Origin of the sequence: Pseudomonas sp. PvP089, assembly GCF_017875165.1 — a bacterium.
Lineage (GTDB): Bacteria > Pseudomonadota > Gammaproteobacteria > Pseudomonadales > Pseudomonadaceae > Aquipseudomonas > Aquipseudomonas fortuita.
This window is the reverse complement of record NZ_JAGGME010000001.1, coordinates 1,989,189-2,015,872: the sequence shown is the minus strand read 5'-3', so window position 1 is coordinate 2,015,872 and position 26,684 is coordinate 1,989,189. Positions and strand designations below refer to the sequence as shown.

General features: G+C 62.2%; 19 protein-coding genes, 1 other RNA gene and 2 pseudogenes. 13 read left to right on the top strand and 9 right to left on the bottom strand.

The features are described from left to right. Positions 1-39: 39 nt before the first annotated feature. On the top strand, positions 40-807 hold the full coding sequence (locus tag J3A71_RS09360; RefSeq protein ID WP_095116925.1) for an ABC transporter substrate-binding protein: 768 nt from the start codon (positions 40-42) through the stop codon (positions 805-807). 120 nt (positions 808-927) lie between these two features. After that, positions 928-1,339: pseudogene (locus J3A71_RS09355) on the top strand (MerR family DNA-binding protein). A 28-nt stretch (positions 1,340-1,367) separates the two neighbouring features. Here J3A71_RS09355 and ffs read toward each other — a convergent pair. The 5 genes from ffs to J3A71_RS09330 form a co-directional block, all read right to left on the bottom strand. Beyond that, positions 1,368-1,464, bottom strand: an RNA gene (ffs, locus tag J3A71_RS09350) — signal recognition particle sRNA small type. Between the two features lie 293 nt (positions 1,465-1,757). Then, positions 1,758-4,088, bottom strand: a complete 2,331-nt coding sequence (gene ligA, locus J3A71_RS09345; RefSeq protein WP_095116919.1) for an NAD-dependent DNA ligase LigA — start codon at positions 4,086-4,088, stop codon at positions 1,758-1,760. A gap of 232 nt (positions 4,089-4,320) precedes the next feature. Then, positions 4,321-5,214 (bottom strand): cell division protein ZipA, encoded by an 894-nt coding sequence (gene zipA, locus J3A71_RS09340; RefSeq protein WP_016488354.1) that lies wholly within the window; start codon positions 5,212-5,214, stop codon positions 4,321-4,323. A 205-nt stretch (positions 5,215-5,419) separates the two neighbouring features. Continuing rightward, positions 5,420-8,908 carry a chromosome segregation protein SMC gene (gene smc, locus J3A71_RS09335; RefSeq protein WP_096426579.1) on the bottom strand — a complete coding sequence of 1,163 codons (3,489 nt, stop codon included), beginning with the start codon at positions 8,906-8,908 and terminating at the stop codon, positions 5,420-5,422. Between the two features lie 3 nt (positions 8,909-8,911). Continuing rightward, positions 8,912-9,571 carry a GntR family transcriptional regulator gene (locus J3A71_RS09330; RefSeq protein ID WP_016488356.1) on the bottom strand — a complete coding sequence of 220 codons (660 nt, stop codon included), beginning with the start codon at positions 9,569-9,571 and terminating at the stop codon, positions 8,912-8,914. A 268-nt stretch (positions 9,572-9,839) separates the two neighbouring features. Here J3A71_RS09330 and xdhA point away from each other — a divergent pair, with 268 nt between their 5' ends. Genes xdhA through guaD form a run of 4 tightly spaced genes read left to right on the top strand, consistent with a single transcriptional unit; the run spans position 9,840 to position 15,897 of the window. Further along, positions 9,840-11,294, top strand: a complete 1,455-nt coding sequence (gene xdhA, locus J3A71_RS09325) for a xanthine dehydrogenase small subunit (RefSeq protein WP_060519350.1) — start codon at positions 9,840-9,842, stop codon at positions 11,292-11,294. Beyond that, complete coding sequence (xdhB, locus tag J3A71_RS09320) at positions 11,287-13,686, top strand: xanthine dehydrogenase molybdopterin binding subunit (RefSeq protein WP_096426580.1); 2,400 nt, start codon at positions 11,287-11,289, stop codon at positions 13,684-13,686. Before xdhA ends, xdhB begins: the two co-directional genes overlap by 8 nt. A 50-nt stretch (positions 13,687-13,736) precedes the next feature. Further along, a complete protein-coding gene (gene xdhC, locus J3A71_RS09315) occupies positions 13,737-14,582 on the top strand; it encodes a xanthine dehydrogenase accessory protein XdhC (protein ID WP_016488359.1) in 846 nt (281 codons plus the stop codon). Positions 14,583-14,592: 10 nt separating this feature from the next. Beyond that, positions 14,593-15,897 (top strand): guanine deaminase, encoded by a 1,305-nt coding sequence (gene guaD, locus J3A71_RS09310; RefSeq protein ID WP_016488360.1) that lies wholly within the window; start codon positions 14,593-14,595, stop codon positions 15,895-15,897. Here the strand turns inward: guaD and aqpZ are convergent. Then, positions 15,894-16,592: an aquaporin Z gene (gene aqpZ, locus J3A71_RS09305; RefSeq protein ID WP_096426581.1), complete on the bottom strand. Its 699-nt coding sequence runs from the start codon at positions 16,590-16,592 to the stop codon at positions 15,894-15,896. The genes guaD and aqpZ overlap by 4 nt on opposite strands. A 150-nt stretch (positions 16,593-16,742) precedes the next feature. Further along, positions 16,743-17,498 carry a GntR family transcriptional regulator gene (locus J3A71_RS09300; RefSeq protein WP_012273431.1) on the bottom strand — a complete coding sequence of 252 codons (756 nt, stop codon included), beginning with the start codon at positions 17,496-17,498 and terminating at the stop codon, positions 16,743-16,745. A 313-nt stretch (positions 17,499-17,811) separates the two neighbouring features. Here J3A71_RS09300 and J3A71_RS09295 point away from each other — a divergent pair, with 313 nt between their 5' ends. After that, complete coding sequence (locus J3A71_RS09295; RefSeq protein WP_219740318.1) at positions 17,812-19,131, top strand: NCS2 family permease; 1,320 nt, start codon at positions 17,812-17,814, stop codon at positions 19,129-19,131. Positions 19,132-19,623: 492 nt separating this feature from the next. Here the strand turns inward: J3A71_RS09295 and J3A71_RS09290 are convergent. Beyond that, a pseudogene (locus J3A71_RS09290) lies at positions 19,624-19,857 on the bottom strand (RHS repeat-associated core domain-containing protein); the annotation flags it as partial. 200 nt (positions 19,858-20,057) lie between these two features. After that, positions 20,058-20,411 (bottom strand): hydroxyisourate hydrolase, encoded by a 354-nt coding sequence (gene uraH, locus J3A71_RS09285; protein ID WP_003254328.1) that lies wholly within the window; start codon positions 20,409-20,411, stop codon positions 20,058-20,060. 399 nt (positions 20,412-20,810) lie between these two features. Between uraH and puuE the strand changes: the two genes are divergently transcribed. The 6 genes from puuE to J3A71_RS09255 all read left to right on the top strand — a co-directional run bounded on the left by puuE (position 20,811) and on the right by J3A71_RS09255 (position 26,683). Beyond that, entirely contained in the window at positions 20,811-21,737 is a 927-nt protein-coding gene (puuE, locus tag J3A71_RS09280; RefSeq protein ID WP_016488363.1) for an allantoinase PuuE, read from the top strand. Beyond that, positions 21,737-22,252 carry a 2-oxo-4-hydroxy-4-carboxy-5-ureidoimidazoline decarboxylase gene (gene uraD, locus J3A71_RS09275; RefSeq protein WP_016488364.1) on the top strand — a complete coding sequence of 172 codons (516 nt, stop codon included), beginning with the start codon at positions 21,737-21,739 and terminating at the stop codon, positions 22,250-22,252. Before puuE ends, uraD begins: the two co-directional genes overlap by 1 nt. Positions 22,253-22,300: 48 nt before the next feature. Then, a complete protein-coding gene (locus J3A71_RS09270) occupies positions 22,301-22,804 on the top strand; it encodes an ureidoglycolate lyase (RefSeq protein ID WP_016488365.1) in 504 nt (167 codons plus the stop codon). A gap of 43 nt (positions 22,805-22,847) precedes the next feature. After that, complete coding sequence (locus tag J3A71_RS09265) at positions 22,848-24,176, top strand: urate hydroxylase PuuD (protein WP_016488366.1); 1,329 nt, start codon at positions 22,848-22,850, stop codon at positions 24,174-24,176. Positions 24,177-24,401: 225 nt separating this feature from the next. Continuing rightward, positions 24,402-25,757, top strand: a complete 1,356-nt coding sequence (locus J3A71_RS09260) for a nucleobase:cation symporter-2 family protein (protein ID WP_016488367.1) — start codon at positions 24,402-24,404, stop codon at positions 25,755-25,757. Between the two features lie 140 nt (positions 25,758-25,897). After that, positions 25,898-26,683, top strand: coding sequence for an outer membrane protein OmpK (locus J3A71_RS09255; protein ID WP_023047851.1), 786 nt, complete (start codon positions 25,898-25,900; stop codon positions 26,681-26,683). Position 26,684: the final 1 nt, after the last annotated feature.

Sequence of the window (26,684 nt, the reverse complement as noted above, 5' to 3'; positions counted from 1 at the left end):
AGCTTTGAGGCAGGCGCGCTGTTCAGGGAGGATACGCCTTTGCGAAGATTGCTGGCCCTGCTGTTGCTCTGGACCACCCACAGCCTGGCTGAACAGCCGGCACTGCGCTTCTCTGTAGCGGAGAGCTGGGGCATGCCGCTGGTACGCATCGAAGGCGATCAGCCAGTGGAGGGATTGCTTTACGACCTGATGCAGGCCATGGCCAAGGAAGTGGGGGCTCGCCCCAACTACCACGTCATGGCCCGCCTGCGCCTGGAGGAGGCCATGAGCAGCGGCGACATAGATGTGCGTTGCTACGTCAGTACCCGATGGCTCAATGACCGGCCGGGGGATTTTGTGTGGAGTATCCCGCTGATTCACCAGCGCGACGTGCTGGTTGGCCGCGCCAGCGACGACACCCCGATGCTCTTGGAGCAGCTGCCACCCCAGGCTATCGGCACGGTGCTGGGCTACACCTATTCAACCCTGCAACCGCTGCTGGACAAGGGCCAGCTGCACCGTGAGGACAGCCGCAGCCAGTTGCTGGTGCTGCAAAAGCTGCAGGCCGGGCGGTATCGGCATGCGGTGAGCAACCAGTTGTCGTTGCAGTGGTTCAACCAGGGGTTGCCAGCTGAACAGCAATTGCAGGCGCTGGCGGTGCTGGAAGAACAGGATTTGGGGTGCATGGTGCGCAACGATCCGGCGATACCGACACAAGCGCTGTTGCGGGCGCTGGTAAGAATGAAGCAGTCGGGTGAGATCGAGCGGATTGTGCAGCGGTATGGGGGAGCGGGCGACCCGGACAATATGTCTGTGGCCCGCCCCTGAAATGCCCAGCAAAATGCCGGCACAACTTACTGCCCTGCTCAATTTGTGAAAGCTTGTGCAAACCCTGTGGGAGCGGGCATGCCCGCGAACACCGGCATAGCCGGTGCCATCCACCGAGTAATGTTCTTCGCAGGCATGCCCGCTCCCACAAAGTTCTTAAAAGTGCGCACTCTGATCGGGGGTTCGCTGTAACCGGGGCATCTGGCGCGGCCAGCGGCGGCAGTTTGCGGCTGATGTGGCAGACCGGCTGGCACTGATCGCCCTGGGGCAGGCTGCGGGGTTTTCGCTGGATGAAGTAGGGGCGATGCTGGTGGACCTGCAGGTCGACCGGCAGATGCTGATCGCCAAGGCGGACGAGCTGGATGCGCGAATCAGGCGGTTGCAAGCGATGAGCAAGGGATTGCGGCATGCGGCGCAGTGCCCGGAGGAGGATCATCTGGCATGCCCGAAATTCCAGCGGCTGATGAAGCTGTCGGCGGCCGGAGCATTGGGCGGAAAGCAGGCAAGAAGGAAGGCGTTCGTTGCAGACTGAGGTTTTCCGACCCCAGAAATGGAGGCGGCCCCACCAGCCACACCCCGGCACTCGATGTTCCCGCTATGGCTGCTCCCTTCCGGGCCTGACCAGGTTAACGGGTAATCAATGCGGGGGGACCGATGGGGCCACCACTACATGCCTCGCTGAGCAGCGAGTGGCGCCATTGTACCGGTCTTGAGGGCAGATACAACCTCTGAGGTAGAAAAAGTCATCATTTCTCAATGACTTGTCAGGCGCATGGGCGCTGAACTGGCGCGCAAACCTGTGGGAGCGGGCGCGCCCGCGAAGAAGGCGCCGCAGTGGATGGCACCGGCTTTGCCGGTGATCGCCGGCAAGCCAGCTCCTACAGGGACCGTACAAGCTTCTGAATCTGGGTATCGAGCCAGAATGTTGGGGTCGGGGATAGCGCAGGGCTTCAGATAGCGATGCCCTGTTCGGCCAGGAATGTGACAAAGGCATCTTCGTCCAGCACCTTAACGCCCAGCTCAGCGGCCTTGGCCAGCTTGGACCCTGCCCCCGGCCCTGCCACCACGCAGTGGGTCTTGCCAGACACCGAGCCGGCCACCTTGGCCCCCAGGCTTTCCAGCTTGTCTTTGGCGATGTCGCGGCTCATGCGCTCCAGCGTACCGGTCAGCACCCAGGTCTGCCCGGCCAGCGGCAAGCCTTCGGCTACCTTCTTCTCGCTGCTCCAATGCATGCCGAACGCCAGCAACTGGGCTTCGATGTCCCGCGCCAGCTTCTGATTCGCTTCATCCTTGAAGAACTCACGCACTGCGTCAGCCTGCTTGGCCGCCAGGGCTTGGCGCAGGTCGATGCCGTCGGCGGCGATGATCTTGTCCAGGCTGTCGAGCCTGGCCACCAGCTTCTCGGCACCGGTCGGGCCAACGGAGGGGATGTCGAGCTTGGCGATCATCCCGGCCAAGGTGGTGCTGGCAGCAAATTCGGCAGCCAGTTCGCCCTCGTCCTGTATTTTCATGCCGCTGGCCAGAAGCTGTTCAATGACTTTCTGGTTGTGCTCGTCTTCGAAGAAGTTGTGGATTTCGTAGGCCACCTCCAGGCCGATATCCGGCAGGTAGGTCAGCACTTGTGGCAACGCCTGCTGCACACGGGCCAGGCTGCCCAGCGAGCGGGCCAGTACCTTGGCGGTTTCTTCGCCCACGTCGGGAATGCCCAGGGCATAGATGAAGCGCGCCAGGCTCGGGCGCTTGCTGGCTTCGATGGCATCGAGCAACTTCTTGCTGGAGACCTCGGCAAAGCCTTCAAGCCCGACAACCTGCTCGAACTCCAGTTTGTACAGATCAGCCGGCGAGCCGATCAGGCCTTCATCCACCAATTGCTCGACGCTCTTCTCGCCCAGGCCGTCGATGTCCATCGCACGGCGGGACACGTAGTGAATGATCGCCTGTTTGAGCTGGGCGCCACAGGCCAAGCGACCCACACAGCGGTACACCGCGCCTTCGCTGGTGGTTGCCTTGCCTTTGCTGCGTTTGACCAGCTGGGTACGCTCGACCTGCGAACCACAGACCGGGCACACGCTCGGCACTTCGACCGGGCGGGCATCTTCCGGGCGGCGCTCCAGCACGACTTGCATCACCTGCGGGATCACATCACCGGCACGGCGGATGATTACCGTGTCGCCGATGCGCAGGCCCAGGCGGGCGATTTCGTCCATGTTGTGCAAGGTGGCATTGGACACGGTCACACCGGCAACCTTGACCGGTTTCAGGCGCGCCACAGGCGTTACTGCCCCTGTACGGCCAACCTGGAACTCGACGTCCAGCACCTCGGTCAGCTCTTCCATGGCCGGGAACTTGTGGGCGATCGCCCAGCGTGGCTCGCGGGCACGGAAGCCCAGCTCGCGCTGGGCGGCCAGGCTGTTGACCTTGAACACCACGCCATCGATTTCATAGGGCAGGCTGTTGCGCCGTTCGCCGATATCGCGGTAGTAGGCCAGGCACTCATCGATGCCTGCCGCGTGCTTGAGCTCGCGACTGATCGGCAGGCCCCAGGCCTTGAGCTGCTCGAGGGTGCCGATGTGGCTGTCGGCGATGCTCTCGGACACCTGGCCAACGCCATAGCAGCAGAACTCCAGCGGGCGGCTGGCGGTAATCTTTGAATCCAGCTGACGCAGGCTGCCGGCAGCGGCGTTGCGCGGGTTGGCGAAGGTCTTGCCGCCGGCTTCGGCCTGGGCGGCATTGAGCCGGTCGAAACCGGCCTTGCTCATGTACACCTCACCGCGCACTTCCAGCACCGCTGGCCAGCCTTCGCCCTGCAGTTTGAGCGGGATGTTACGCACGGTGCGCACGTTGGCGCTGATATCCTCGCCAGTGGTGCCGTCACCACGGGTGGCGCCCTGCACCAGCTGACCGTCGCGATACAGCAGGCTCACCGCCAGGCCGTCGAGCTTGGGTTCGCAGCTGAAGTCGACCGCACCGGGCTGGTCGAGGCCGTCTACCACGCGGCGGCCGAACTCACGCAGGTCGGTTTCTTCGAAAGCGTTGCCCAGGCTGAGCATGGGCACTTCATGGCGCACCTGGCTGAATGCGGACAACGCCTGGCCGCCGACGCGCTGGGTGGGCGAATCAGGGGTTACCAGGTGGGGGTGTTCAGCCTCAAGCGCCTTGAGCTCGTTGAACAGGCGGTCGTATTCGGCATCGGGCACACTGGGCTCGTCGAGCACGTAGTAGCGGTAGTTGTGCTGGTCGAGTTCGGCACGCAGTTCGTGGATACGGGTTTCGGCGGTCATTTTCAGGGTCTCTTGCAAAGCAAAAAGAGCAGCCTGGGGTGGTGTCTGGGGCCTGGATTGGTAATTGCCTGACCGGGCCCTATCGCCGGCAAGCCAGCTCCCACAGGTACACCACAAGCCTGGAGGGCAGTGGTACTCCTGTGGGAGCTGGCTTGCCGGCGATAGGGCCGGGTCGGGCAGTAACTCCCGAACCGACCAGCACGCCCTCAGGCTGCTCTTTCGTCTGGATCTGTCAGCGCTTCTGGGTCAGCGCGCGGCGCTCGAACTCGACGATGCGCTGGCGGTAGTGCTCGATGGTCTGGGCAGTCAGCACGCTGCGCTGGTCGTCCTTGAGCTCGCCGTTGAGTTCGTGGGCCAGTTTGCGTGCCGCAGCGACCATCACGTCGAACGCCTGCTTCGGATGACGCGGGCCCGGCAGACCAAGGAAGAAGCTCACAGCGCGGGTGCTGAAGTGGTCGATATCGTCCAGGTCGAACACGCCTGGCTTGACCGCATTGGCCATGGAGAACAGCACTTCGCCGTGGCCGGCCATGCTCTCGTGGCGGTGGAAAATGTCCATTTCGCCGAAGCGCAGGCCGCTTTCCAGAATGTTCTGCAGCAACGCCGGGCCCTTGAAGCCGCCTTCGTCACGGGAGATAACACTGATCACCAGCACTTCCTCGGCCGGTGGCAGCTCCTTGACGCTACTGGCAGGCGCTGTACCCGTGCTGCTGCGGGTGTTGTCGGCGGCAAAGTCGTCATTGCTGTCAGCAAAAAGGTCGGGCTCGCGCGTGTCGGCACTCAGGTTCAGGTCACCCTGCTGTACATCAGCCGCTACGGTGGCGCGCTTGTTGCGCTTGCTGGCCTTGGCCGGCTTGGGCTCGCGTTCGCGGTCACGCGAAGAGGCGCTGAGCGACGGCAAGTCGCTTTCGTCCAGCTCAGGCTCCTTGTGGGCGTCCAGCACGCGCGACGGGCCGAGCACTTCGGCGCCGCCACCCTCTTCTTCCGGCAGGTTGGAATAACTGCGATCCAGACGGAATTTCAACTTGCCTTTCCCGCCGCGCATGCGGCGCCAGCCGTCGAAAAGAATCCCGGCAATGACAATGATGCCGATGACGATCAGCCACTCGCGCAGACCGATTTCCATGTAATCCCGTGCCTCTATAAAAATATGCTTGAAAACAAAGGGTTCAAAGCCCTTTAACACGTGGCGCCAACTCTATGTTCTGACAGGCGTTTTACCCACGCAAAAAACGAGTGACATTAAGCTAGCACGACCAAAGACAACTTTACACCGTCTGTCGCACATGACGGGGGCATTTCGCTACAGAATGTGCCCGCATCGTCGCGCATCAAGCGTCGACCATGGCCATGGCCGCCTCCACATCAACTGCAACAAGGCGTGAGCAACCGGGTTCATGCATGGTCACCCCCATCAATTGGTCCGCCATCTCCATGGCAATCTTGTTGTGCGTGATGTAGATGAACTGCACGCTTTCACTCATTTCCTTGACCAGGCGCGCATAGCGCCCGACGTTGGCATCGTCCAGCGGTGCATCGACCTCGTCGAGCATGCAGAACGGTGCGGGGTTCAACTTGAAGATGGCAAACACCAGCGCCAAAGCGGTCAGTGCCTTCTCGCCGCCGGACAGCAAATGAATGGTGCTGTTCTTCTTGCCCGGGGGTCGCGCCATGATCGTCACCCCTGTATCGAGTAAATCTTCGCCCGTCAGTTCCAGATAAGCGCTGCCACCACCGAAAACTTTTGGGAAAAGTGCCTGTAATCCGGCATTTATCTGATCAAAGGTATCCTTGAAGCGGTTGCGGGTTTCCTTGTCGATCTTGCGAATGACGTTTTCCAGGGTCTCGAGGGCTTCGACCAGGTCGGCGTCCTGCGCGTCCAGGTAACGCTTGCGCTCGGACTGCTGCTGGTATTCCTCGATGGCAGCCAGGTTGATCGCACCCAGGCGCTGGATGCGTGCTTCAAGCTGCTCCAGCTCCTGTTCGGTACCCTGCTCGCTGGCCTCGGCCTCCAGCGTGGTGAGCACGCCTTGCAGGTCGTAGCCATCGGCCAGCAGCTGTTCTTGCAAGGTCTTGCGTCGTACATCCAGCCCCTGGCACTCCAGGCGCAATAGCTCCAGTTGGCCGCGCAGCAACTGAGCTTGCTGCTCGGCCTGGGTGCGGCGCTTTTCGGCATCACGCAGTTCACGGTCGGCTTCGTCCATGTGCAGGCGGGCCAAGCGCATTTCCTCGTCGACGCTCATACGCCGCTCCAGCAGCTCTTCGAGCTTCAGGCGCAGTTCTTCCTGCGGGGCCTCGCCCTCCTCCAGGTTCAGGCTCAGTTGCTCCTGGCGCTCGGTCAGGCGCGCTGCCTGCTGCTCCAGGCGCTCCAGGGCCTGACGGGTGGAGTCGTGCTGGGCGCGCAGCGAGCCCCAGCGCACGGCCAACTGGTGGGCGTGGTCCTTGTGCTGGCGGGCCTCTTGGCGCACCCGGTCGAGGGCTTCGCGCAGGGTGTCGCGGCGGGCCATCAGTTGCTCGCGCTGCTCGGTGTCCTGGGCCATCAGCTCCAGGGCCTCCTGCAGCAGCAGGCGCGCTTCGCCTAGCTGTTCGTGCTCCACGGCGCGCTGCTCTTCAAGCTCGGCCAGTTCTTCAAGCAGGCGCCGACGGCGCAACGCGACCTGCTCGGCTCGGGCGCGGCTGGCCGAGAGCCTGGCATTCAGTTCGCCATGCAGACGGTTTTCTTCCTGGGTACGGCGGCGAAGCTGTTCGCGCTGCTCTTCCTGGTCCAGCTGCTGCTCGCGCAGGGCCTGCAACTGTTGCTCAAGCTGCTCCAGTGCCGCTTCCTGCTCCTGTTGCTCCTGCCCCAGGCGCTCGATTTCCTGGCCACGCGCCAGCACGCCGCCTTCAGCTTCACCACCACGGCGCACCCGCAGGAAGTGCCGGCCAACCCAGTAGCCATCGCGGCTGACCAGGCTCTGGCCTTCGCCAAGCGACACGCGCTGCGCCAGTGCCTGGGCCAAGTCCTCCACAGGCTTGACCTGGCCCAGCCAGGGCGCCAGGTCGATGCGACCTGCGACCTTTTCCAGCAGGCTGCCAGGCAACGATGAACCCTTGACGCTGGCCTGCAGCAAACGCAGCTCACCTTGCTCAAGGCCTGTGAAATCGAGCGTATCGAAATCATCCACCAGCACCGCCTGCAGATCGGCGCCAAGCACCGTTTCTACTGCCAACTCCCAACCCGGCTCTACGCGCAAGCCTTCAGCCAGGCGTGGCTGTTGCTCCAGACCTTGGCCTTGCAGCCAGCCTGCAGCACCCGCGCCCGGTTCCAGGGCGGCCTGCTGCAAGGCTTCGAGCGAGGCCAGACGACCACCCAGGCGCTGCAGGTCGCCCTGCGCCTGCTGCTGGGCCTGGGTGGCCTGTTGCAGTTGCTCGCGCGCGCCTTCCAGGCGCTCGACCACCTGTTCTTCGGACAGCTGCAATTCTTCCAGCAGCATTTCACTGCTGGCCAGTTGCTCGGCCAGTTCGAGCATGGCGGCATCCTGCGGGTCGCTCCCCAGTTGCTCGCGCTCCTCGCCCAGCTTGCGCTGGCGCTCGGCCAAACGCTCCAGGCTGGCTTCCAGCTGTTGCAGGCGCGCCTGCTGCACTTCGGCCTGGCGACGTGGTTCGGCGGAGCGGCTGTTGAAACTGTCCCACTGTTCCTGCCAGCCGTGCATGCCCGCCTCGGCTTCCTCAAGGGCCGCAGCGGCCTCTTCGGCGGCGGCCAGGGTCATTTCCTGCTCGGGCTCGAGCATGGCCAGCTCTTCGCCCAGGGTGGCCAGCAAGGTGCGGTCGTGGCCCAGGTGCGATTCGGTCTCCAGGCGCGTGCGCTCGGCTTCCTTGAAGTCGTCCTGCAACTGCCGCAGGCGCTGCTGGCCATGCTGGATACTCTGCTCGACCCGGGCAATATCACCGGCTACCGAGTAGAAGCGGCCCTGCACCTGGTTGAAGCGCTCGGATAATTCATGATGGCCATCGCGCAGGCGCTCGATACTGGCATCGGCATTGCGCTGCTCGGCCACCAGTGCTTCATGGGACACACCCTGGTCGCCAATCACCGACTCGCGCTGGCGTACCTGTTCGTCCAGGCCGCGCCAGCGCAAGGCCGAAAGGCGCGCCTTCAACTGGCGTTCCTGCGCTTTGTACTCGCGGTACTTCTCGGCGGCCTGGGCCTGACGGTGCAGGCGCTCCAGCTGGCGCTCCAGCTCTTCGCGCAGGTCGGTCAGGCGCGCGAGGTTTTCCTGGGTGCGGCGGATGCGGTTCTCGGTTTCGCGGCGCCGCTCCTTGTACTTGGAGATGCCGGCCGCTTCTTCGATGAAGTTGCGCAGTTCCTCGGGCTTGGCCTCGATCAGCTTGGAGATCATGCCCTGTTCGATGATCGAATAGCTGCGTGGTCCAAGGCCGGTACCGAGGAAAATATCGGTGATGTCACGCCGCCGACACTTGGTGCCGTTGAGGTAATAGCTGTTCTGCCCGTCGCGGGTAACCTTGCGGCGGATCGAGATTTCGGCATAGGCGGCATACTCGCCGACCAGGGTGGTTTCGCTGTTGTCGAACACCAGTTCGATGCTGGCCTGGCTGACCGGCTTGCGGCCACTGGAGCCGTTGAAGATGACGTCGGTCATCGACTCGCCGCGCAGGTTCTTTGCCGAACTCTCGCCCATCACCCAGCGCACCGCGTCGATGATGTTGGACTTGCCACAGCCGTTGGGGCCGACCACGGCCGCCATGTTACTGGGGAAATTGACCGTGGTCGGGTCGACGAACGACTTGAACCCGGCCAGGCGAATGCACTTCAGGCGCATCGGTCAGCCTCGGGCCAGCGCCGCCAGCACCAGTTCGCAGCTGCGCTGGCCGTAGGCAGTTAGCACCTCTCGGATACGTGGCAGGTCGCGGGCGACCACGGCGTCGAGCAGGCGGGCGAACAGGTCCAGGTAATCGATCATGTTGGCCTGGCGCTGGTCCAGCGACAAATAGTAGGCACGGCTCATCGCCGGTTGCAGGTTTTCCACGGTTTCCTGCAGGAACGGGTTGTCGGCGAACGGATAGGCCGCGCGCATCACCGCGAAGCTCTCGGCGACAAACGTCTTGATGTCGAGCTGGTCATGGGCGCGCTGCAAACGCTGCTGAATATCCAGAAACGGGCGCAGGTCGGCATCAGTGCGCCATTTTTGCGCAACCGCGTTGCCCAGCAGGATGTAGAACTCGCCCATCAAGGAACACAGGCTACGCACGCTGCGCTCGTCCAGCACGGTCACGTGGGCACCCCGGCGCGGCAAAATCGCCACCAGGTGCCGGCGCTCGAGGATCAGCAGCGCTTCACGGACCGAGCCACGACTGACGTTGAGGGCCAAGGTCACCTTCTGCTCCTGGATACGCTCGCCTGGCGCCAGCTCGCCGCGGATGATGCGTTCGGCCAGGTAATCGGCAATCTGCTCGGAGAGGCTGTCCGGGGCCTTGAACGTCATGGTTTTCCTTCAAAATCATTGAACTGGGCACAAGGGGCGGATTGTAGCGTACTTGGGCGGTAATCGCGCAGAGGGGCCAGGCGGTTTATTTGACCCGCCAGACAGCCGCGCGCCCGGCGCGATCTATGCTTGTTGTATGGGCAACGTGTTCGGCCGGGCGGCTACATGCGTAATTTCTTGACCTTTGAGTCAGAAAAATATTGACCTGCTGGACAGGTGTTGCTTAGAGTCCGCCCAACAACAATAAAACCATTGCGAGGCTATCCCCGTGATCCAGTTTCTCGTCAACCAGGAGCTGCATAGTGAGCACGCCCTGGACCCGAACATGACGGTGCTGCAGTACCTGCGCGAGCACCTGGGCAAACCCGGCACCAAAGAGGGCTGCGCCAGTGGTGACTGCGGCGCCTGCACCGTGGTCGTCGGCGAACTGAGCCAGGACGAGCAAGGCAACGACAGCCTGCGCTACCGCAGCCTCAACTCGTGCCTCACCTTTGTCTCGTCGCTGCACGGCAAGCAACTGATCAGCGTCGAAGGCCTCAAGCATCAGGGCCAACTGCACAGCGTGCAACAGGCCATGGCCGATTGCCACGGTTCACAATGCGGCTTCTGCACCCCTGGCTTTGTCATGTCGCTGTTCGCCTTGCAAAAAAACAGCAGCGGCCCGGACCTGCACCAGGCCCAGGAAGCCCTGGCCGGTAACCTGTGCCGTTGCACCGGCTACCGCCCCATCCTCGAAGCCGCCGAGCAGAGCTGCCGCCAGCCCTGTCGCGACCAGTTCGATGCCCAGCAGGCGCAAACCATCAGCCGCCTCAAGGCCATTGCACCAACCCAGACCGGCGAACTGAACAGCGGCGACAAGCGTTGCCTGGTGCCGCTGACCGTGGCCGACCTGGCCGACCTGTACAGTTCACACCCCGAAGCCCGCTTGCTGGCCGGCGGTACCGACCTGGCCCTGGAAGTGACCCAGTTCCACAGGACGTTGCCGGTGATGATCTATGTCGGCCACGTGGCCGAGCTCAAACGCATCGAAAAAACTGCCAGCCACCTGGAAATCGGCGCTGCCACCCCGCTCACCGACTGCTACGGCGCACTCCACGAGGAATACCCGGACTTCAGCGACCTGCTGCACCGCTTCGCCTCGCTGCAGATCCGCAACCAGGGCACGCTGGGCGGCAATATTGGCAACGCCTCGCCCATCGGCGACTCGCCTCCCCTGCTGATTGCCCTGGACGCGCAGATCGTACTGCGCCAAGGCGAGCGCCAGCGCACCATGGCGCTGGAAGACTACTTCATCGATTACCGCATCACCGCCCGCCAGGACAGCGAGTTCATCGAGAAGATCATCGTGCCTCGCGCCACCAATGACTGGGCGTTCCGCGCCTACAAAGTATCCAAGCGCCTGGACGACGACATTTCTGCCGTGTGCGCGGCCTTCAACCTCAGCATCGAAAACGGCGTGGTCAGCGGTGTGCGCATCGCCTTCGGCGGCATGGCGGCCATCCCTAAACGGGCCCGCGCCTGCGAAGCAGCGCTGCGCGGCAAGCCGTGGAACCAGGCCGCCATCGAGCGGGCCTGCCAGGCGCTGGCCGAGGATTTCACCCCGCTCAGCGACTTCCGCGCCAGCAAGGAATACCGCCTGCTGACCGCACAAAACCTGCTGCGCAAGTACTTCATCGAACAGCAAACGCCGCACATCGAAACCCGGGTGACCGCTTATGTCTAACCATCACGTAGCCAAGAGCCAGGCCGAGATGGCCGAGCTGTTCAGCCAGGACCTGACCACCGGGGTTGGCCGCAGCGTCAAGCACGACAGCGCCGACAAGCATGTATCTGGCGAGGCGCTGTACATTGACGACCGCCTGGAATTCCCCAACCAGCTGCACGTCTATGCGCGCACCGCCGACCGCGCCCATGCGCGTATCCTGCGCATCGACACCACGCCGTGCTATGCCTTCGAGGGTGTGCGCATCGCCATCACCCACGAGGACATCCCCGGCCTGAAAGACATCGGCCCGGTGGTGGCCGGTGACCCGCTGCTGGCCATCGACAAGGTCGAGTTCTTCGGCCAGCCGGTGCTTGCCGTTGCGGCCCGTGACCTTGAAACCGCGCGCCGCGCGGCCATGGCCGCCATCGTCGAATACGAAGACCTGGAGCCGGTGCTGGATGTGGTCGATGCGCTGCGCAAGAAGCACTTCGTGCTCGACAGCCACACCCACCAGCGCGGTGATTCAGCTACCGCCCTGGCCAGCGCCCCGCACCGCATTCAGGGCACCCTGCACATCGGCGGCCAGGAACACTTCTACCTGGAAACCCAGATTTCCTCGGTAATGCCCACCGAAGACGGCGGCATGATCGTCTACTGCTCCACGCAAAACCCCACCGAAGTGCAGAAACTGGTCGCCGAAGTGCTCGACGTGCCGATGAACAAGGTGGTGCTGGACATGCGCCGCATGGGTGGCGGGTTTGGCGGCAAGGAAACCCAGGCCGCCAGCCCTGCCTGCCTGTGCGCGGTGGTGGCGCGCCTGACCGGGCAGCCGACCAAGATGCGCCTGCCACGGGTCGAAGACATGACCATGACCGGCAAACGCCACCCGTTCTATGTCGAATACGATGTGGGCTTCGACGACAACGGCCGCCTGCACGGCATCAATTTCGACCTGGCCGGCAACTGCGGATACTCGCCCGACCTCTCCGGCTCGATCGTCGACCGCGCCATGTTCCACTCCGACAATGCCTACTACCTGGGCGATGCCACCGTGCATGGCCACCGCTGCAAGACCAACACCGCCTCCAACACCGCCTACCGCGGCTTTGGCGGCCCGCAGGGCATGGTCGCCATCGAGCAGGTGATGGACCATATCGCCCGCCACCTGGGCCGTGACCCCCTGGCCGTGCGCAAGGCCAACTACTACGGCAAGACCGAACGCAACGTTACCCACTACTACCAGACCGTCGAGCACAACATGCTCGAGGAGATGACCGCCGAGCTGGAGGCCAGCAGCGACTACGCCGAGCGACGCGAGTCGATCCGGCGCTTCAACGCCAACAGCCCGATCCTGAAGAAAGGCCTGGCGCTGACGCCGGTCAAGTTCGGCATCTCGTTCACCGCCACCTTCCTCAACCAGGCCGGTGCGCTGATCCACATCTACACCGATGGCAGCATTCACCTTAACCACGGCGGCACCGAGATGGGCCAGGGCCTGAACACCAAGGTGGCACAGGTGGTGGCGCAGATCTTCCAGGTGGATTTCAGCCGCATCCAGATCACCGCCACCAATACCGACAAGGTTCCCAATACCTCGCCGACCGCCGCCTCCAGTGGTGCCGACCTGAACGGCAAGGCAGCGCAAAACGCTGCCGAAATCCTCAAGCGGCGCCTTACCGAGTTCGCCGCACGGCACTATCAGGTGACCGAGGAAGATGTCGAATTCCGCAACGGCCATGTACGCGTGCGCGACCAGATCGTCAGCTTCGAGCAACTGGTGCAGCAGGCGTACTTCGCCCAGGTGTCGCTGTCCAGCACCGGGTTCTACCGCACGCCGAAAATCTTCTACGACCGCAGCCAGGCACGCGGCCGGCCGTTCTACTACTTCGCCTTTGGCGCCGCCTGCGTGGAGGTGATCGTCGATACCCTGACCGGCGAATACAAGATGCTGCGCGCCGACATCCTGCACGACGTGGGCGATTCGCTGAACCCGGCCATCGACATCGGCCAGGTGGAAGGCGGCTTCATCCAGGGTATGGGCTGGCTCACCACCGAAGAGCTGGTGTGGAACGCCAAGGGCAAACTGATGACCAACGGCCCGGCCAGCTACAAGATCCCGGCAGTCGCCGACATGCCGCTGGACCTGCGGGTGAAGCTGGTGGAAAACCGCAAGAACCCGGAAGACACCGTGTTCCACTCCAAGGCCGTGGGCGAGCCGCCGTTCATGCTCGGCATTGCGGCCTGGTGTGCGATCAAGGATGCCGTGGCCAGCCTGGCTGACTACCGCGTGCAGCCGAACATTGACGCGCCGGCGACACCGGAACGGGTGCTGTGGGGCTGTGAACAGATGCGCAAGGCAGTGGCTGCAGCGCAACCTGAAGCCCCAGAGTTGGAAACTGTGACTCAGTAACGCCGCTCCTACACAAAGCCGACCGCGTTGCACTGAAGAGGATCTGCATCATGCACCAATGGATCAACGCCCTCGCCGACCACCAGTCCCGTGGCGAAGCGTGCGTGCTGGTGACCATCATCGAGGAGCGCGGCTCGACCCCGCGCAACGCAGGCTCGAAGATGGTGGTCAGCGCCAGCGGCCTGTTCGACACCATCGGCGGCGGCCACCTGGAATACAAGGCGCTGCACATCGCCCGGCAAATGCTCGAAGAGCAGCGCACCACGCCGCACCTGGAGCGCTTCAGCCTCGGCGCCAGCCTGGGCCAGTGCTGCGGCGGCGTGACCGTGCTGCTGTTCGAGCCGATGGCCGCCGTGCAGGCGCAGATCGCCGTGTTCGGCGCGGGCCATGTCGGCCGGGCTCTGGTACCCTTGCTCGCCGCGCTGCCCTGCCGGGTGCGCTGGATCGATTCGCGCGAACAGGAATTCCCCGAGCTCATCCCCAACGGGGTGACCAAGGTCGTCAGTGAGGAACCGGTCGACGAAGTCGCAGGCCTGCCACCAGGCTGCTACTGCATCGTCATGACCCACAACCACCAGCTCGACCTGGAGCTGACCGCCGCCATTCTCAAGCGCAACGATTTCACCTGGTTCGGCCTGATCGGCTCGAAGACCAAACGGGTCAAGTTCGAGCACCGCTTGCGCGAGCGCGGCTACGACGAGGCCGTGCTGGCGCGTATGCGCTGCCCGATGGGCCTGCCCGAGGTAAAGGGCAAGCTGCCCATCGAGATCGCCGTGTCCATCGCCGGCGAAATCATCGCCACCTACAACGCCTGCTTCGGCCAGCACGACGCTGCGGCCAATGCCGGCCCCATTGCCCAGTTGCTGCCGCCCTCCCGGCGCAGCCAAGCTATTTGACGAGTGTGTTATGACCGTTACCCGTAAAGCCTACCGCGCCGCCATCCTGCACAGCATCGCCGACCCGGCCGAGGTGGGCCTGGAGGCTTCCCATGAGTACTTCGAAGACGGCCTGCTGGTGGTCGACGATGGGCGCATCAGCGCCATTGGCCACGCCAGCGAACTGCTGCCGACCCTGGACGCAGGCATCCCGGTGGAGCACTACCAGGACGCGCTGATCACCCCAGGCTTTATCGACACCCATATCCATTTCCCGCAAACCGGCATGATCGGCTCCTACGGCGAGCAATTACTGGACTGGTTGAACACTTACACCTTCCCCTGCGAAAAGCAGTTCGCCGACAAAGCGCACGCCGACCAGGTGGCGAAAATCTTCCTCAAGGAACTGCTGCGCAACGGCACCACCACTGCATTGGTGTTCGGCAGCGTGCACCCGGAATCGGTCAACGCCCTGTTCGAAGAGGCCGAGCGCCTGGACCTGCGCCTGATCGCCGGCAAGGTGATGATGGACCGCAACGCGCCGGACTACCTGACCGACACCGCCGAATCCGGTTACGCCGACAGCAAAGCGCTGATCGAGCGCTGGCATGGCAAGGGCCGCCTGCACTACGCGGTTACCCCGCGTTTCGCCCCGACCAGCACGCCTGAACAGCTGGCACTGGCTGGTCAGTTGCTGAAGGAACACCCCGGCGTGTACATGCACACGCACCTGTCGGAAAACCTCAAGGAAATCGACTGGGTCAAGTCGCTGTTCCCCGAGCAGAAGGGTTACCTGGACGTGTACGACCACTTCGAGCTGCTGGGCGAGCGCTCGGTGTTTGCCCACGGCGTGCACCTGTGCGACGACGAATGCCAGCGCCTGGCCGAAACCGGCTCGGCCGTGGCCTTCTGCCCCACTTCCAACCTGTTCCTGGGCAGCGGCTTGTTCAACCTGCCCCAGGCCGAGCGCTTCAAAGTCAACGTGGGCCTGGGTACCGACGTCGGCGCCGGCACCAGCTTCTCGCTGCTCAACACCCTGAACGAAGCGTACAAGGTGATGCAGCTGCAGGGCGCGCGCCTGCACCCGTACAAGTCGCTGTACCTGGCCACCCTCGGCGGCGCCCGCGCCCTGCGCCTGGACGACCGCATCGGCAGCCTGCGCCCGGGCAACGATGCCGACTTCGTGGTGCTGGACTACAAGGCCACGCCGCTGCTGGACTACCGCATTCAGCAGTCCAACAGCATCGAAGAGACCCTGTTTGTGCTCACCACCCTGGGCGACGACCGCACTGTGCGTGAAACCTACGCTGCAGGGCGTTGCGTGCACCAGCGCTAAGGTTCTTTGGCAAGCCCCCGGTAAAGCGCGCCGCCGATAGCAGCACCAATAAGCGGCGCCACCCAGAACAGCCACAGCTGTTGCAGGGCCCAGCTGCCGACGAACAAGGCCGGCCCCGTGCTACGCGCGGGGTTGACCGAGGTATTGGTCACCGGAATGGAGATCAGGTGGATCAGGGTCAGGGCCAGGCCGATGGCAATCGGTGCAAAACCTGCCGGCGCCCGCGAATCGGTCGCGCCCATGATCACCACCAGGAACATCGCCGTCATCACCACTTCACTGATGAACCCCGCCCCCAGCGTATAACCGCCGGGCGAGTGGTCGGCGTAGCCGTTTGAAGCCAATCCCGAAGACAACTCGAAACCGGCCTTGCCGCTGGCGATGAGGTAGATCACCCCGGCCGCCAGGATGGCGCCAATCACCTGCGCGATCACGTAGGGCAGCAGCTCTTTGGCCGGAAAGCGCCCACCCACCACCAGCCCGAACGACACGGCAGGGTTGAGGTGACAGCCAGAGATATGGCCGATGGCGAAGGCCATGGTCAGCACTGTGAGGCCGAAGGCGAAGGCGACACCGAGCACACCGATGCCGAGAGGGGAACTGGCTGCGAGTACTGCACTGCCACAGCCGCCAAGCACTAACCAGAAGGTGCCGATCAGCTCGGCACCCATACGTTTACCCAAAGACATGCTCATGAACCCATTCCTCAAGAAGTTGAACGCAACGAATGCGCAAGCCCAACTGCTTGATGAAGGTTTGCTCACAAGAATTTAGCAGACCTTTGGCTGATGGCCAGAAATGACTGGGGGCTGCAAAGCAGCCCCCTTCAATCACCTTGCAAACGATCAACCCTTCGCTGAAACCTTGGGCTTTTTCAGCAAATGCGAGAACACCGCATGCAGATCGTCCGAGGCACTCTCCTCGTCCAGGTTCAGCTTGCTGTCAATGTGGTCCATGTGGTGCATCATCAAGCTTACGGCCTGCTCGGCATCACGCGCCTCGATGGCATCGATCAGCTGCATGTGCTCATCGTACGAACAATGCGAGCGGTTGCCGCTTTCGTACTGGGCAATGATCAGTGAGGTTTGCGACACCAGGCTGCGCTGGAAGCTCACCAGGGGTGCATTGCCCGCCGCTTCGGCCAGCTTGAGGTGGAACTCGCCGGAAAGACGAATACCGGCACCGCGGTCACCGCGCGAGAAACTGTCGCGCTCCTCACGCACCATCTGCCGCAGCTCGTTGAGTTGATCCAGGGTGGCGTGCTGCACGGCCAGTTCGGTGATGGCCCGCTCCACCATGCGTCGCGAGAAGAACACCTGGCGCGCCTCTTCCACCGTCGGGCTGGCCACCACTGCACCGCGGTTCGGCCGCAGCAGCACCACGCTTTCGTGGGCCAGGCGCGACAGGGCGCGGCGGATGATGGTGCGGCTGACGCCGAAGATTTCGCCCAGCGCTTCCTCGCTCAACTTGGTGCCCGGCGCCAGGCGCTGCTCGAGGATCGCCTCGAAAATGTGCGCGTAGACGATATCGTCCTGGGTACCGCTGCGGCCGGCCTTGCCGACACGTGCAGGTTTCTTCAGAGGTTGCAGCTGTTCGTTCATGGGCTCTCGAGGCACGAAGAGAAAGTATGGCGCCATTGTACACAGGCTGAGGCGATTCCGCAGGGGGCGTTTTACCTATATAGCCGTTGTACGACGCATTGCGCACACAAAACATAAAACATTATTTGCATTCTTTGTACACAAAAGCATAATCCACCGAGCAACTTCTTGACCCATGAGTCAACAAAACGGTCAGACGTCTGCCTTCCCTCGCGGAGCCGCCAAGTGCATTGCGCAGGAAACTGGCTCCATAACAACAAGAAAGACTTGAGGAGTACCTGCTGTGGAAAGCCGCAAATCCGAAGCCCCTACGCTGGATCTCGCCCCACCACTCGAAACGAGCTGGCTGGAGCGGATTTTCAAACTCAAGCAACACGGCAGCACCGTCAAAACCGAAATGATCGCCGGGGTGACCACCTTCATCACCATGGCCTACATCATCTTCGTCAACCCCAACATCATGGCCGACGCCGGCATCGACCATGGTGCCGCCTTCGTCGCCACCTGCATCGCCGCCGCGCTGGGCTGCCTGCTGATGGGCCTGTACGCCAACTGGCCGGTGGGCCTGGCACCGGGCATGGGGCTTAACGCCTTCTTCACCTACACCGTGGTCGGCACCATGGGCTACAACTGGGAAACGGCACTGGGGGCAGTGTTTGTCTCGGGCGTGCTGTTCATGTTCCTGACCTTGTCGAAAGTGCGCGAATGGTTGCTCAACAGCATCCCGGTCAGCCTGCGCCATGCCATGGGGGCCGGCGTCGGATTGTTTCTCGGGCTGATCGGCCTGAAGACGGCAGGCATCATCGTCGACAGCCCCGCCACACTGATCAAGCTGGGCTCGCTGCATGAGCCGGGGCCGCTGCTGGCGGCCGTGTGCTTTCTGCTGATTGCCATCCTCAGCTACAAGCGGGTATTCGGCGCGATCCTGATCAGCATCATTGGCGTCACCCTGGCAGGCTGGGGCCTGGGCCTGGTCACGTTTGGCGGGGTGATGTCGATGCCGCCAAGCCTGGCACCGACCTGGATGGCCATGGACGTGGCCGGGGTGTTCAACGTCAGCATGATCAGCGTGGTGCTGGCGTTTCTGTTCGTGCACATGTTCGACACGGCTGGCACTTTGATGGGGGTGGCGCAACGGGCCAACCTGGTGGCGCCGGACGGGCGTATCGAAAACCTGTCGAAGGCACTGAAGGCCGATAGTGCTTCGAGTGTGTTCGGGGCCGTGGTCGGCGTGCCGCCGGTCACCAGCTATGTGGAAAGTGCCGCAGGTGTCGCCGCAGGTGGCCGTACGGGCCTTACGGCAGTGGTGGTCGGCCTGCTGTTCATCGCCGCGATGTTCTTCGCCCCACTGGCCGGGATGATTCCGCCCTATGCAACGGCGGGGGCGCTGATCTATGTAGCGATGCTGATGATGGGCAGCATGGCGCACATACACTGGGATGAGGCTACCGACAGCATTCCGGCGATTGTCACGGTGATCATGATGCCGCTGACTTTCTCGGTCGCCGACGGCATTGCCCTGGGCTTTATTAGCTACGTGGCGCTGAAGGCGGGTACCGGTAAGTACAAGGAAATCTCAGCCAGCCTGTGGGTGCTGTGCGCGATCTTTATTGCAAAGTTCGTGTTCCTCTGAGCAGGCGTTCATTAAAAAGGGCGTTTCGGCGCCCGTTCATTTTTATCTAATCGGTGCGGGTATTTTCGCGAAGATACCGGTTCGAGGAAGTCGAGCCCGTGTCGCTCCTTCCGGAACCTCTTCACGCACCCTGACAACGTCAAATGCGGGCTCTCTCACAACCACTACATCAAACACATCCTTTTTATAACCAATGCCGGGAACCAAGCTCATATCGTCGCTTGCAACTACCGCCAAGACGATACCGTCGGGGTGGACGTCAGCGTATTTTTGGGCATGATCACGGCTTGGCGCAACATAGAACCCCGGCCCTTGAGCTTGTCTATGAACCTCTGAATGCCCTGACGATAGACCTTTGAGCAGCGAGGGCAGCTCTTTGCGACTCGTCCCATGCCACCCCAGTAATTGTGTAAATTTCACCTCGCGGGAAACCGCAGTCATCGTTTCCACTCGCTTAGGCGTCTGTAGAGCGCTCGCCAGCATTCTCCAAATGCTATGACCGCTTGGGTCCTGGTAATTCACCGGGTCCCCTTGGCAATAGGCATAGGCGTTGAAGCCACCTCGATCGAACGGACTCAGATTGTCCGGGCTATTGAACCGCATCAAAGAGGGGTTGAATGCTCGATAACCGTTACCCAAATGGTAATGTCCGGTGACTGGATCCCGTCGATCACCCTCGAAACCGAGCACACCCTGGCTAGGCAAGTGATAGCCATAAGGCGAATATACATTTTTTGCGTTCACCAAGCGTGGTCCTCAAGTACGAGTTGTGCACTTGATCATTACAGACACCGCCAAATGCGACTACTGACAAAAATGTGAGTCGAAGGGTTGTTTCACTTCACTATGTAAATACAGCAGACGAAAAAAAGCCCGCCAGTGTGAGAGCGGGCCAAAGGACCTACGAAGATTCTTCTAGCGACCAACTAGCTTCCACGATAGGTCGAATAGCTGTACGGCGAGATCAGCAGCGGCACGTGGTAGTGCTCCTGCGACTCGTCGATGCCAAAGCGCAGCACAACAACATCCAGAAACGCCTGGGCCGGCAACTGCACGCCACGGGCGCGGTAGTAATCACCCGCGCTGAACTGCAACTGGTAAACACCGGTGCGGTAGTCGTCACCCTGCAGCAGCGGCGCGTCGACGCGGCCATCGCTGTTGGTCAGGGCGGTGTTCACCAGCTCCAGCTGCTGGCCTTCGACGCGGTACAGCTCGACCTTGATCGAGCTGCCCGGGCAGCCATGCGCGGCATCCAGTACGTGTGTGGTCAAACGTCCCATTGCGTGTCGCCTCTTGTTCAATCTGTGGGCAAAAAATACTCAGCCATCGCACCAGCATAGCGCCTGCGGCAGGCGGGAATGACGCCATTAAGACATTCCATCGCTAAATTGTACACAATTTTTTGAACCCATCTGTCGCCCCCAGCGTTTCGTGCCCTTAAACGACCCACCGGTCGCAAATACAGGCACCGTAACGAGGCAAACGTCATTAGCTGACCAATCAGGCAGGTTTCTTGCACTGTGTTGCAAGGTCGCTGCGCGGCGACAAAAGGAAAGAAATGCGGAAAAACAGGCTTACAAAAGATTTCAGAAGTTGTATACAATCAGCCCATCCGGTGGTGCGACATACCGACGCGGCCCGCCCACCACCCGCACTAACGCACAAGAAGGAAGACTGCAGTGAGCGCTGACTACCCTCGCGACCTGATCGGTTACGGCAACAACCCTCCTCACCCGCAATGGCCGGGCAACGCTCGCATCGCGCTGTCTTTCGTCCTCAATTACGAGGAAGGTGGCGAACGCAACATCCTGCACGGTGACAAAGAGTCCGAAGCCTTCCTGTCCGAGATGGTCGCTGCCCAGCCGCTGCAGGGCCAGCGCAACATGAGCATGGAGTCGCTGTACGAATACGGCAGCCGTGCTGGCGTGTGGCGTCTGCTGAAGCTGTTCAAGGACAGCGGCGTGCCACTGACCGTCTTCGCCGTGGCCATGGCCGCCCAGCGCCACCCCGACGTGATCCGCGCCATGGCCGAAGCCGGCCACGAGATCTGCAGCCACGGCTACCGCTGGATCGACTACCAGAACATGGACGAGGCCCAGGAGCGCGAGCACATGCTCGAAGCCATCCGCATCCTCACCGAACTCACCGGCGAGCGCCCGGTAGGCTGGTACACCGGCCGCACCGGCCCGAACACCCGCCGCCTGGTGATGGAAGAAGGTGGTTTCTTGTACGACAGCGACACCTACGACGACGACCTGCCCTACTGGGAGCCGAACAACCCCACCGGCAAGCCGCACCTGGTGATCCCCTACACCCTGGACACCAACGACATGCGCTTCACCCAGGTACAGGGTTTCAACTGCGGCGAGCAGTTCTTCCAGTACCTGAAAGACGCCTTTGATGTGCTGTACGCCGAAGGCGCCGAAGCACCGAAAATGCTGTCCATCGGCCTGCACTGCCGCCTGGTCGGCCGCCCGGCACGCCTGGCTGCACTCAAGCGCTTCGTCGATTACGCAAAAAGCCATGACCAGGTCTGGTTCGCCCGTCGCGTGGATATCGCCCGCCACTGGCACGCCACCCACCCGTACAAGAAAGAGAACGCCTGATGACCGCCTTCAACACCCTCAAGCCCTCCGCCCTGAGCCGTGACGCCTTCGTCGAGGCCTTCGCCGACATCTACGAGCACTCGCCTTGGGTTGCCGAAAAAGCCTACGACCTGGGTCAGCTGAGCGAGCTGGACGAGATCGAAGCGCTGCACCAGCGCATGAGCGACATCCTGCTCAGCGCCAACCACGCCGACCAGCTGGCGCTGATCAATGCTCACCCGGACCTGGCCGGCAAGGCCGCCATCCAGGGCGAGCTGACCGAATCGAGCACTAACGAACAGGCCGGCGCCGGTATCCACCAGTGCACCGCCGAAGAGTTCGCCCGCTTCACCGAGCTGAACGATGCCTACAAGGCCAAGTTCCAGTTCCCGTTCATCATGGCGGTGAAGGGCAGCAACCGGCACCAGATCCTCGCCGCCTTTGAAAAGCGCATTCACAACGATGCCGATGCCGAATTCAAGGAAGCCCTGGCGCAGATCAACCTGATCGCCCTGTTCCGCCTGCTGCAGTTGTAAACGGCAGCCGAACCTTTTCAGTACAACGAATATATAAGAGAGACCCGCATGCGCACCCTGATGATCGAGCCCCTGACCAAAGAAGCCTTCGCCCAGTTCGGAGACGTGATCGAAACCGACGGCAGCGACCACTTCATGATCAACAACGGCTCGACCATGCGCTTCCACAAGCTCGCCACGGTCGAGACCGCCGAGCCCGAAGACAAGGCGATCATCAGCATCTTCCGCGCCGACGCGCTGGACATGCCGCTGACCGTGCGCATGCTGGAACGCCATCCGCTGGGCAGCCAGGCTTTCATCCCGCTGCTCGGCAACCCCTTTCTGATCGTGGTCGCGCCCGTTGGCGATGCACCTGTATCAGGCTTGGTCCGCGCCTTCCGCAGTAATGGCAGGCAGGGCATCAATTACCATCGCGGCGTTTGGCACCACCCGGTGCTCACGATCGAAAAGCGGGATGATTTCCTGGTGGTTGATCGCAGTGGTTCTGGCAACAACTGCGATGAGCATTACTTCACCGAGGAACAGATGCTGATCCTCAATCCCCACCAATAAGAAAAGGTCGATCATCGCAAGGTGATCGGCAGAGGTACATACTGTGGAAGCACACCTTCACGAATGGCTGAACCTGAGCATTCGCTGGGTTCACATGATCACCGGTGTCGCCTGGATCGGTGCATCGTTCTACTTCGTCTGGCTGGAGAACCACCTGAACCGAAGCAACCCGCGCGATGGGTTGTCGGGTGATCTCTGGGCGATTCACGGCGGTGGTATCTACCACCTGGAGAAATACAAACTCGCGCCCCCGAAAATGCCCGAGAACCTGCACTGGTTCAAATGGGAAGCCTACTTTACCTGGATGTCCGGTATCGCCCTGCTGTGCGTGGTGTTCTACTGGAACCCAGCCTTGTACCTGCTGGCACCTGGCAGCACCCTGAGCGGTGCCGAAGGCGTGGCCATCGGTATCGGCTCGCTGATCGCTGGCTGGTTCATCTACGACTTCCTGTGCGACTCGCCCCTGGGCAAGAAGCCAGCGCTGCTCGGCGGTGTGCTGTTCGTGCTGATCATCGCCGCCTGCTGGGGCTTCAGCCTGGTGTTCAGCGGCCGTGGTGCATACCTGCACACCGGCGCGATCATCGGCACCATCATGGTCGGTAACGTGTTCCGCATCATCATGCCGGCCCAGCGCCAGCTGGTGGCGGCGATCGAGAACAACCAGACACCCGACCCGGTACTGCCGGCCAAGGGCCTGCTGCGCTCGCGTCACAACAACTACTTCACCCTGCCGGTGCTGTTCATCATGATCAGCAACCATTTCCCGAGCACCTACGGTAGCCAGTACAACTGGCTGATCCTGGCCGGTATTGCGGTAGCTGCGGTTCTGATCCGCCACTACTTCAACACCCGCCACGACAGCAACAAGTACGCCTGGACCCTGCCGGTCGGCGCCCTGGCGATGATCTGCCTGGCCTACGTCACCGGTCCGAAACCGATGGCCGTAAGCCCTGAGCAAGCCGCAGCGAAAGTGGAGTACCAGCCGCTGCCTGCGACTGCCGTCGGTGGCAAGACCGCTGCCGAGCAGCGCGCCGAAGACGCCGCCAAGGCTGCCGAAGCGCCGGCTGCACCTGCGCAAGCACCGGCCCAGGCCGCTGCCCAGGCCGGCGGTGGCGACTTCGACAAGATCCACAATGTCATCCAGGAACGCTGCACCGTGTGCCACTCGTCCAAGCCGACCAGCCCACTGTTCAGCGCCGCCCCTGCCGGCGTGATGTTCGACACCCCGCAGCAGATCCAGGCCCAGGCCGCGCGCATCCAGGCGCAAGCGGTCGCCAGCCAGATCATGCCGCTGGGCAACATCACCCAGATGACCACCGAAGAGCGCAAGCTCGTCGGCGACTGGATCGCCAAAGGCGCCCAGGTCAACTGATAGCACCTCGCCAGCCAACCCGCTCCCAGGGGGATCACCTCCCCTGTGGGAGCGGGCTTGCCCGCGAACAGGCCGGTAGCCCCGGCCTCAAAGCTTCATGTGTTACGCAACAAGCAAGCATCGAGCGTCAGCATTCACAGCGGGAAATCCAAGCTTCTTCCTGAAGCTTGCCGCTTGGAGCTTGTCGCTTGGATCCGAGAATAAAAACAAAACTCGAGGTGCTGCATGTCCGAGTCACGCAAGGCGTATATTCCCATTGCGCCGCCGCGCGAACCCTTGCCCCTGTTCCAACTGTTCCTGGTTGGCCTGCAACACGTTCTGCTGATGTACGGTGGCGCGATTGCCGTGCCGTTGATCATCGGCCAAGCCGCCGGGTTGTCCCGTGAAGAAGTCGCATTCCTGATCAACGCCGACCTGCTGGTCGCTGGCGTCGCCACCATTATCCAGTCGTTCGGTATCGGCCCGGTGGGCATCCGCATGCCGGTGATGATGGGTGCCAGTTTCGCTGCCGTCGGCAGCATGGTGGCCATGGCCGGCATGCCCGGCGTAGGCCTGCAGGGGATCTTCGGCGCGACCATCGCCGCCGGGTTCTTCGGCATGCTGATCGCGCCGTTCATGTCCAAAGTCGTGCGCTTCTTCCCGCCGCTGGTCACCGGTACGGTGATCACCTCGATTGGCCTGTCGCTGTTCCCGGTGGCGGTCAACTGGGCCGGTGGCGGCCATGAAGCCGAAACCTTCGGCTCGCCCATCTACCTGCTGGTGGCCGGTCTGGTGCTGGCGGTGATATTGCTGATCAACCGCTTCATGCGCGGCTTCTGGGTCAACGTGTCGGTACTGGTAGGCATGGGCCTTGGCTACATCCTGGCCGGCTCCATCGGCATGGTCGACCTGTCTGGCCTGAAAGACGCTCCGTGGTTGCAGGTGGTAACTCCACTGCACTTCGGCATGCCGACCTTCAGCCTGGCGCCGATCCTGTCGATGTGCCTGGTGGTGGTGATCATCTTCGTCGAGTCCACCGGCATGTTCCTGGCCCTGGGCAAGGTGACTGATCGCGAAGTCACGCCAGGGATGCTGCGTCGCGGCCTGCTGTGCGATGCCGGTGCATCGTTCATTGCCGGCTTCTTCAACACCTTCACCCACTCCTCGTTCGCCCAGAACATCGGCCTGGTGCAGATGACCGGGGTGCGCTGCCGCTTTGTCACCATCGTGGCCGGTGCATTGCTGATCCTGCTCAGCCTGCTGCCCAAGGCGGCCTTCCTGATTGCCTCGATCCCGCCTGCGGTACTGGGCGGTGCCTCCATTGCCATGTTCGGCATGGTCACCGCCACCGGGATCAAGATTCTTCAGGAGGCGGACATCGGCGACCGCCGCAACCAGTTGCTGGTGGCGGTGAGCGTCGGCTTCGGGTTGATTCCCGTGGTGCGTCCTGAGTTCTTTGCCCAGATGCCGCAGTGGATGGAACCCATCACCCACAGTGGTATCGCCATGGCCACGGTCAGTGCCCTGGTGTTGAACGTTCTGTTCAACATCCTCGGTGGCGCCGACCGCGCGGTGCACAACGACGTCTGTCACCAGCATTGAGCCTGCAGGGGCGGCGCATTGCCGCCCCTCACCTACACCTGCAGTAACCGCTACGCCGTCGACCCGCCGGAATGGGTCGCCCGGGGTGCTTTTGCGCCAAAAAAACCGCCAACAAAAACAATAAGTCCGGGAATCACAACATGAAGCGCATCACCACGTCCCTGTTGTTGGGCAGCAGCCTGCTGGCCACCCTACCCTCGCATGCAGGCGAATGGCTGCAATGGCATGGCGAAAGCCTGACATACCTGTATGGCAAGGACTTCAAGGTCAACCCTGATATCCAACAGACCATCACGTTCGAGCACGCCAACAAATGGAAGTACGGCGACACCTTCATGTTCGTCGACAAGATCTTCTACAACGGCAAAGCCGACGCCAGCAAAGGCGTGACCACCTACTACGGCGAGTTCAGCCCGCGCCTGTCGTTCGGCAAGATCTTCGACCAGAAGCTGGCCTTCGGCCCGATCAAGGACGTGCTGCTGGCCATGACCTACGAGCGGGGCGAAGGCGACAACGAAGCCTACCTGATCGGCCCCGGCTTTGACCTGAACATCCCCGGCTTCAACTATTTCACCCTCAACTTCTACGTGCGCAACACCGAAGGCAGCCGCCCAGGCGACAACGTCTGGCAGATCACCCCCGGCTGGTCCTACACCATCCCGGTGGGCAGGTCGGACATTCTGATCGACGGTTACATGGACTGGGTCCCCGACAACGACCAGACACGTCGGGGCACCTACCACGCCAACCTGCACTTCAACCCGCAGGTCAAATACGACCTGGGCAAGGCGCTGAACCTGGGCGCCAAGCAGCTGTACGTGGGCTTTGAGTACAGCTACTGGAAGGACAAATATGGCATCGATAGCCGCGGCAACCTGGAGAGCAACCAGAGTGTCGCCAGTGCGCTAATCAAAGTACACTTCTAAG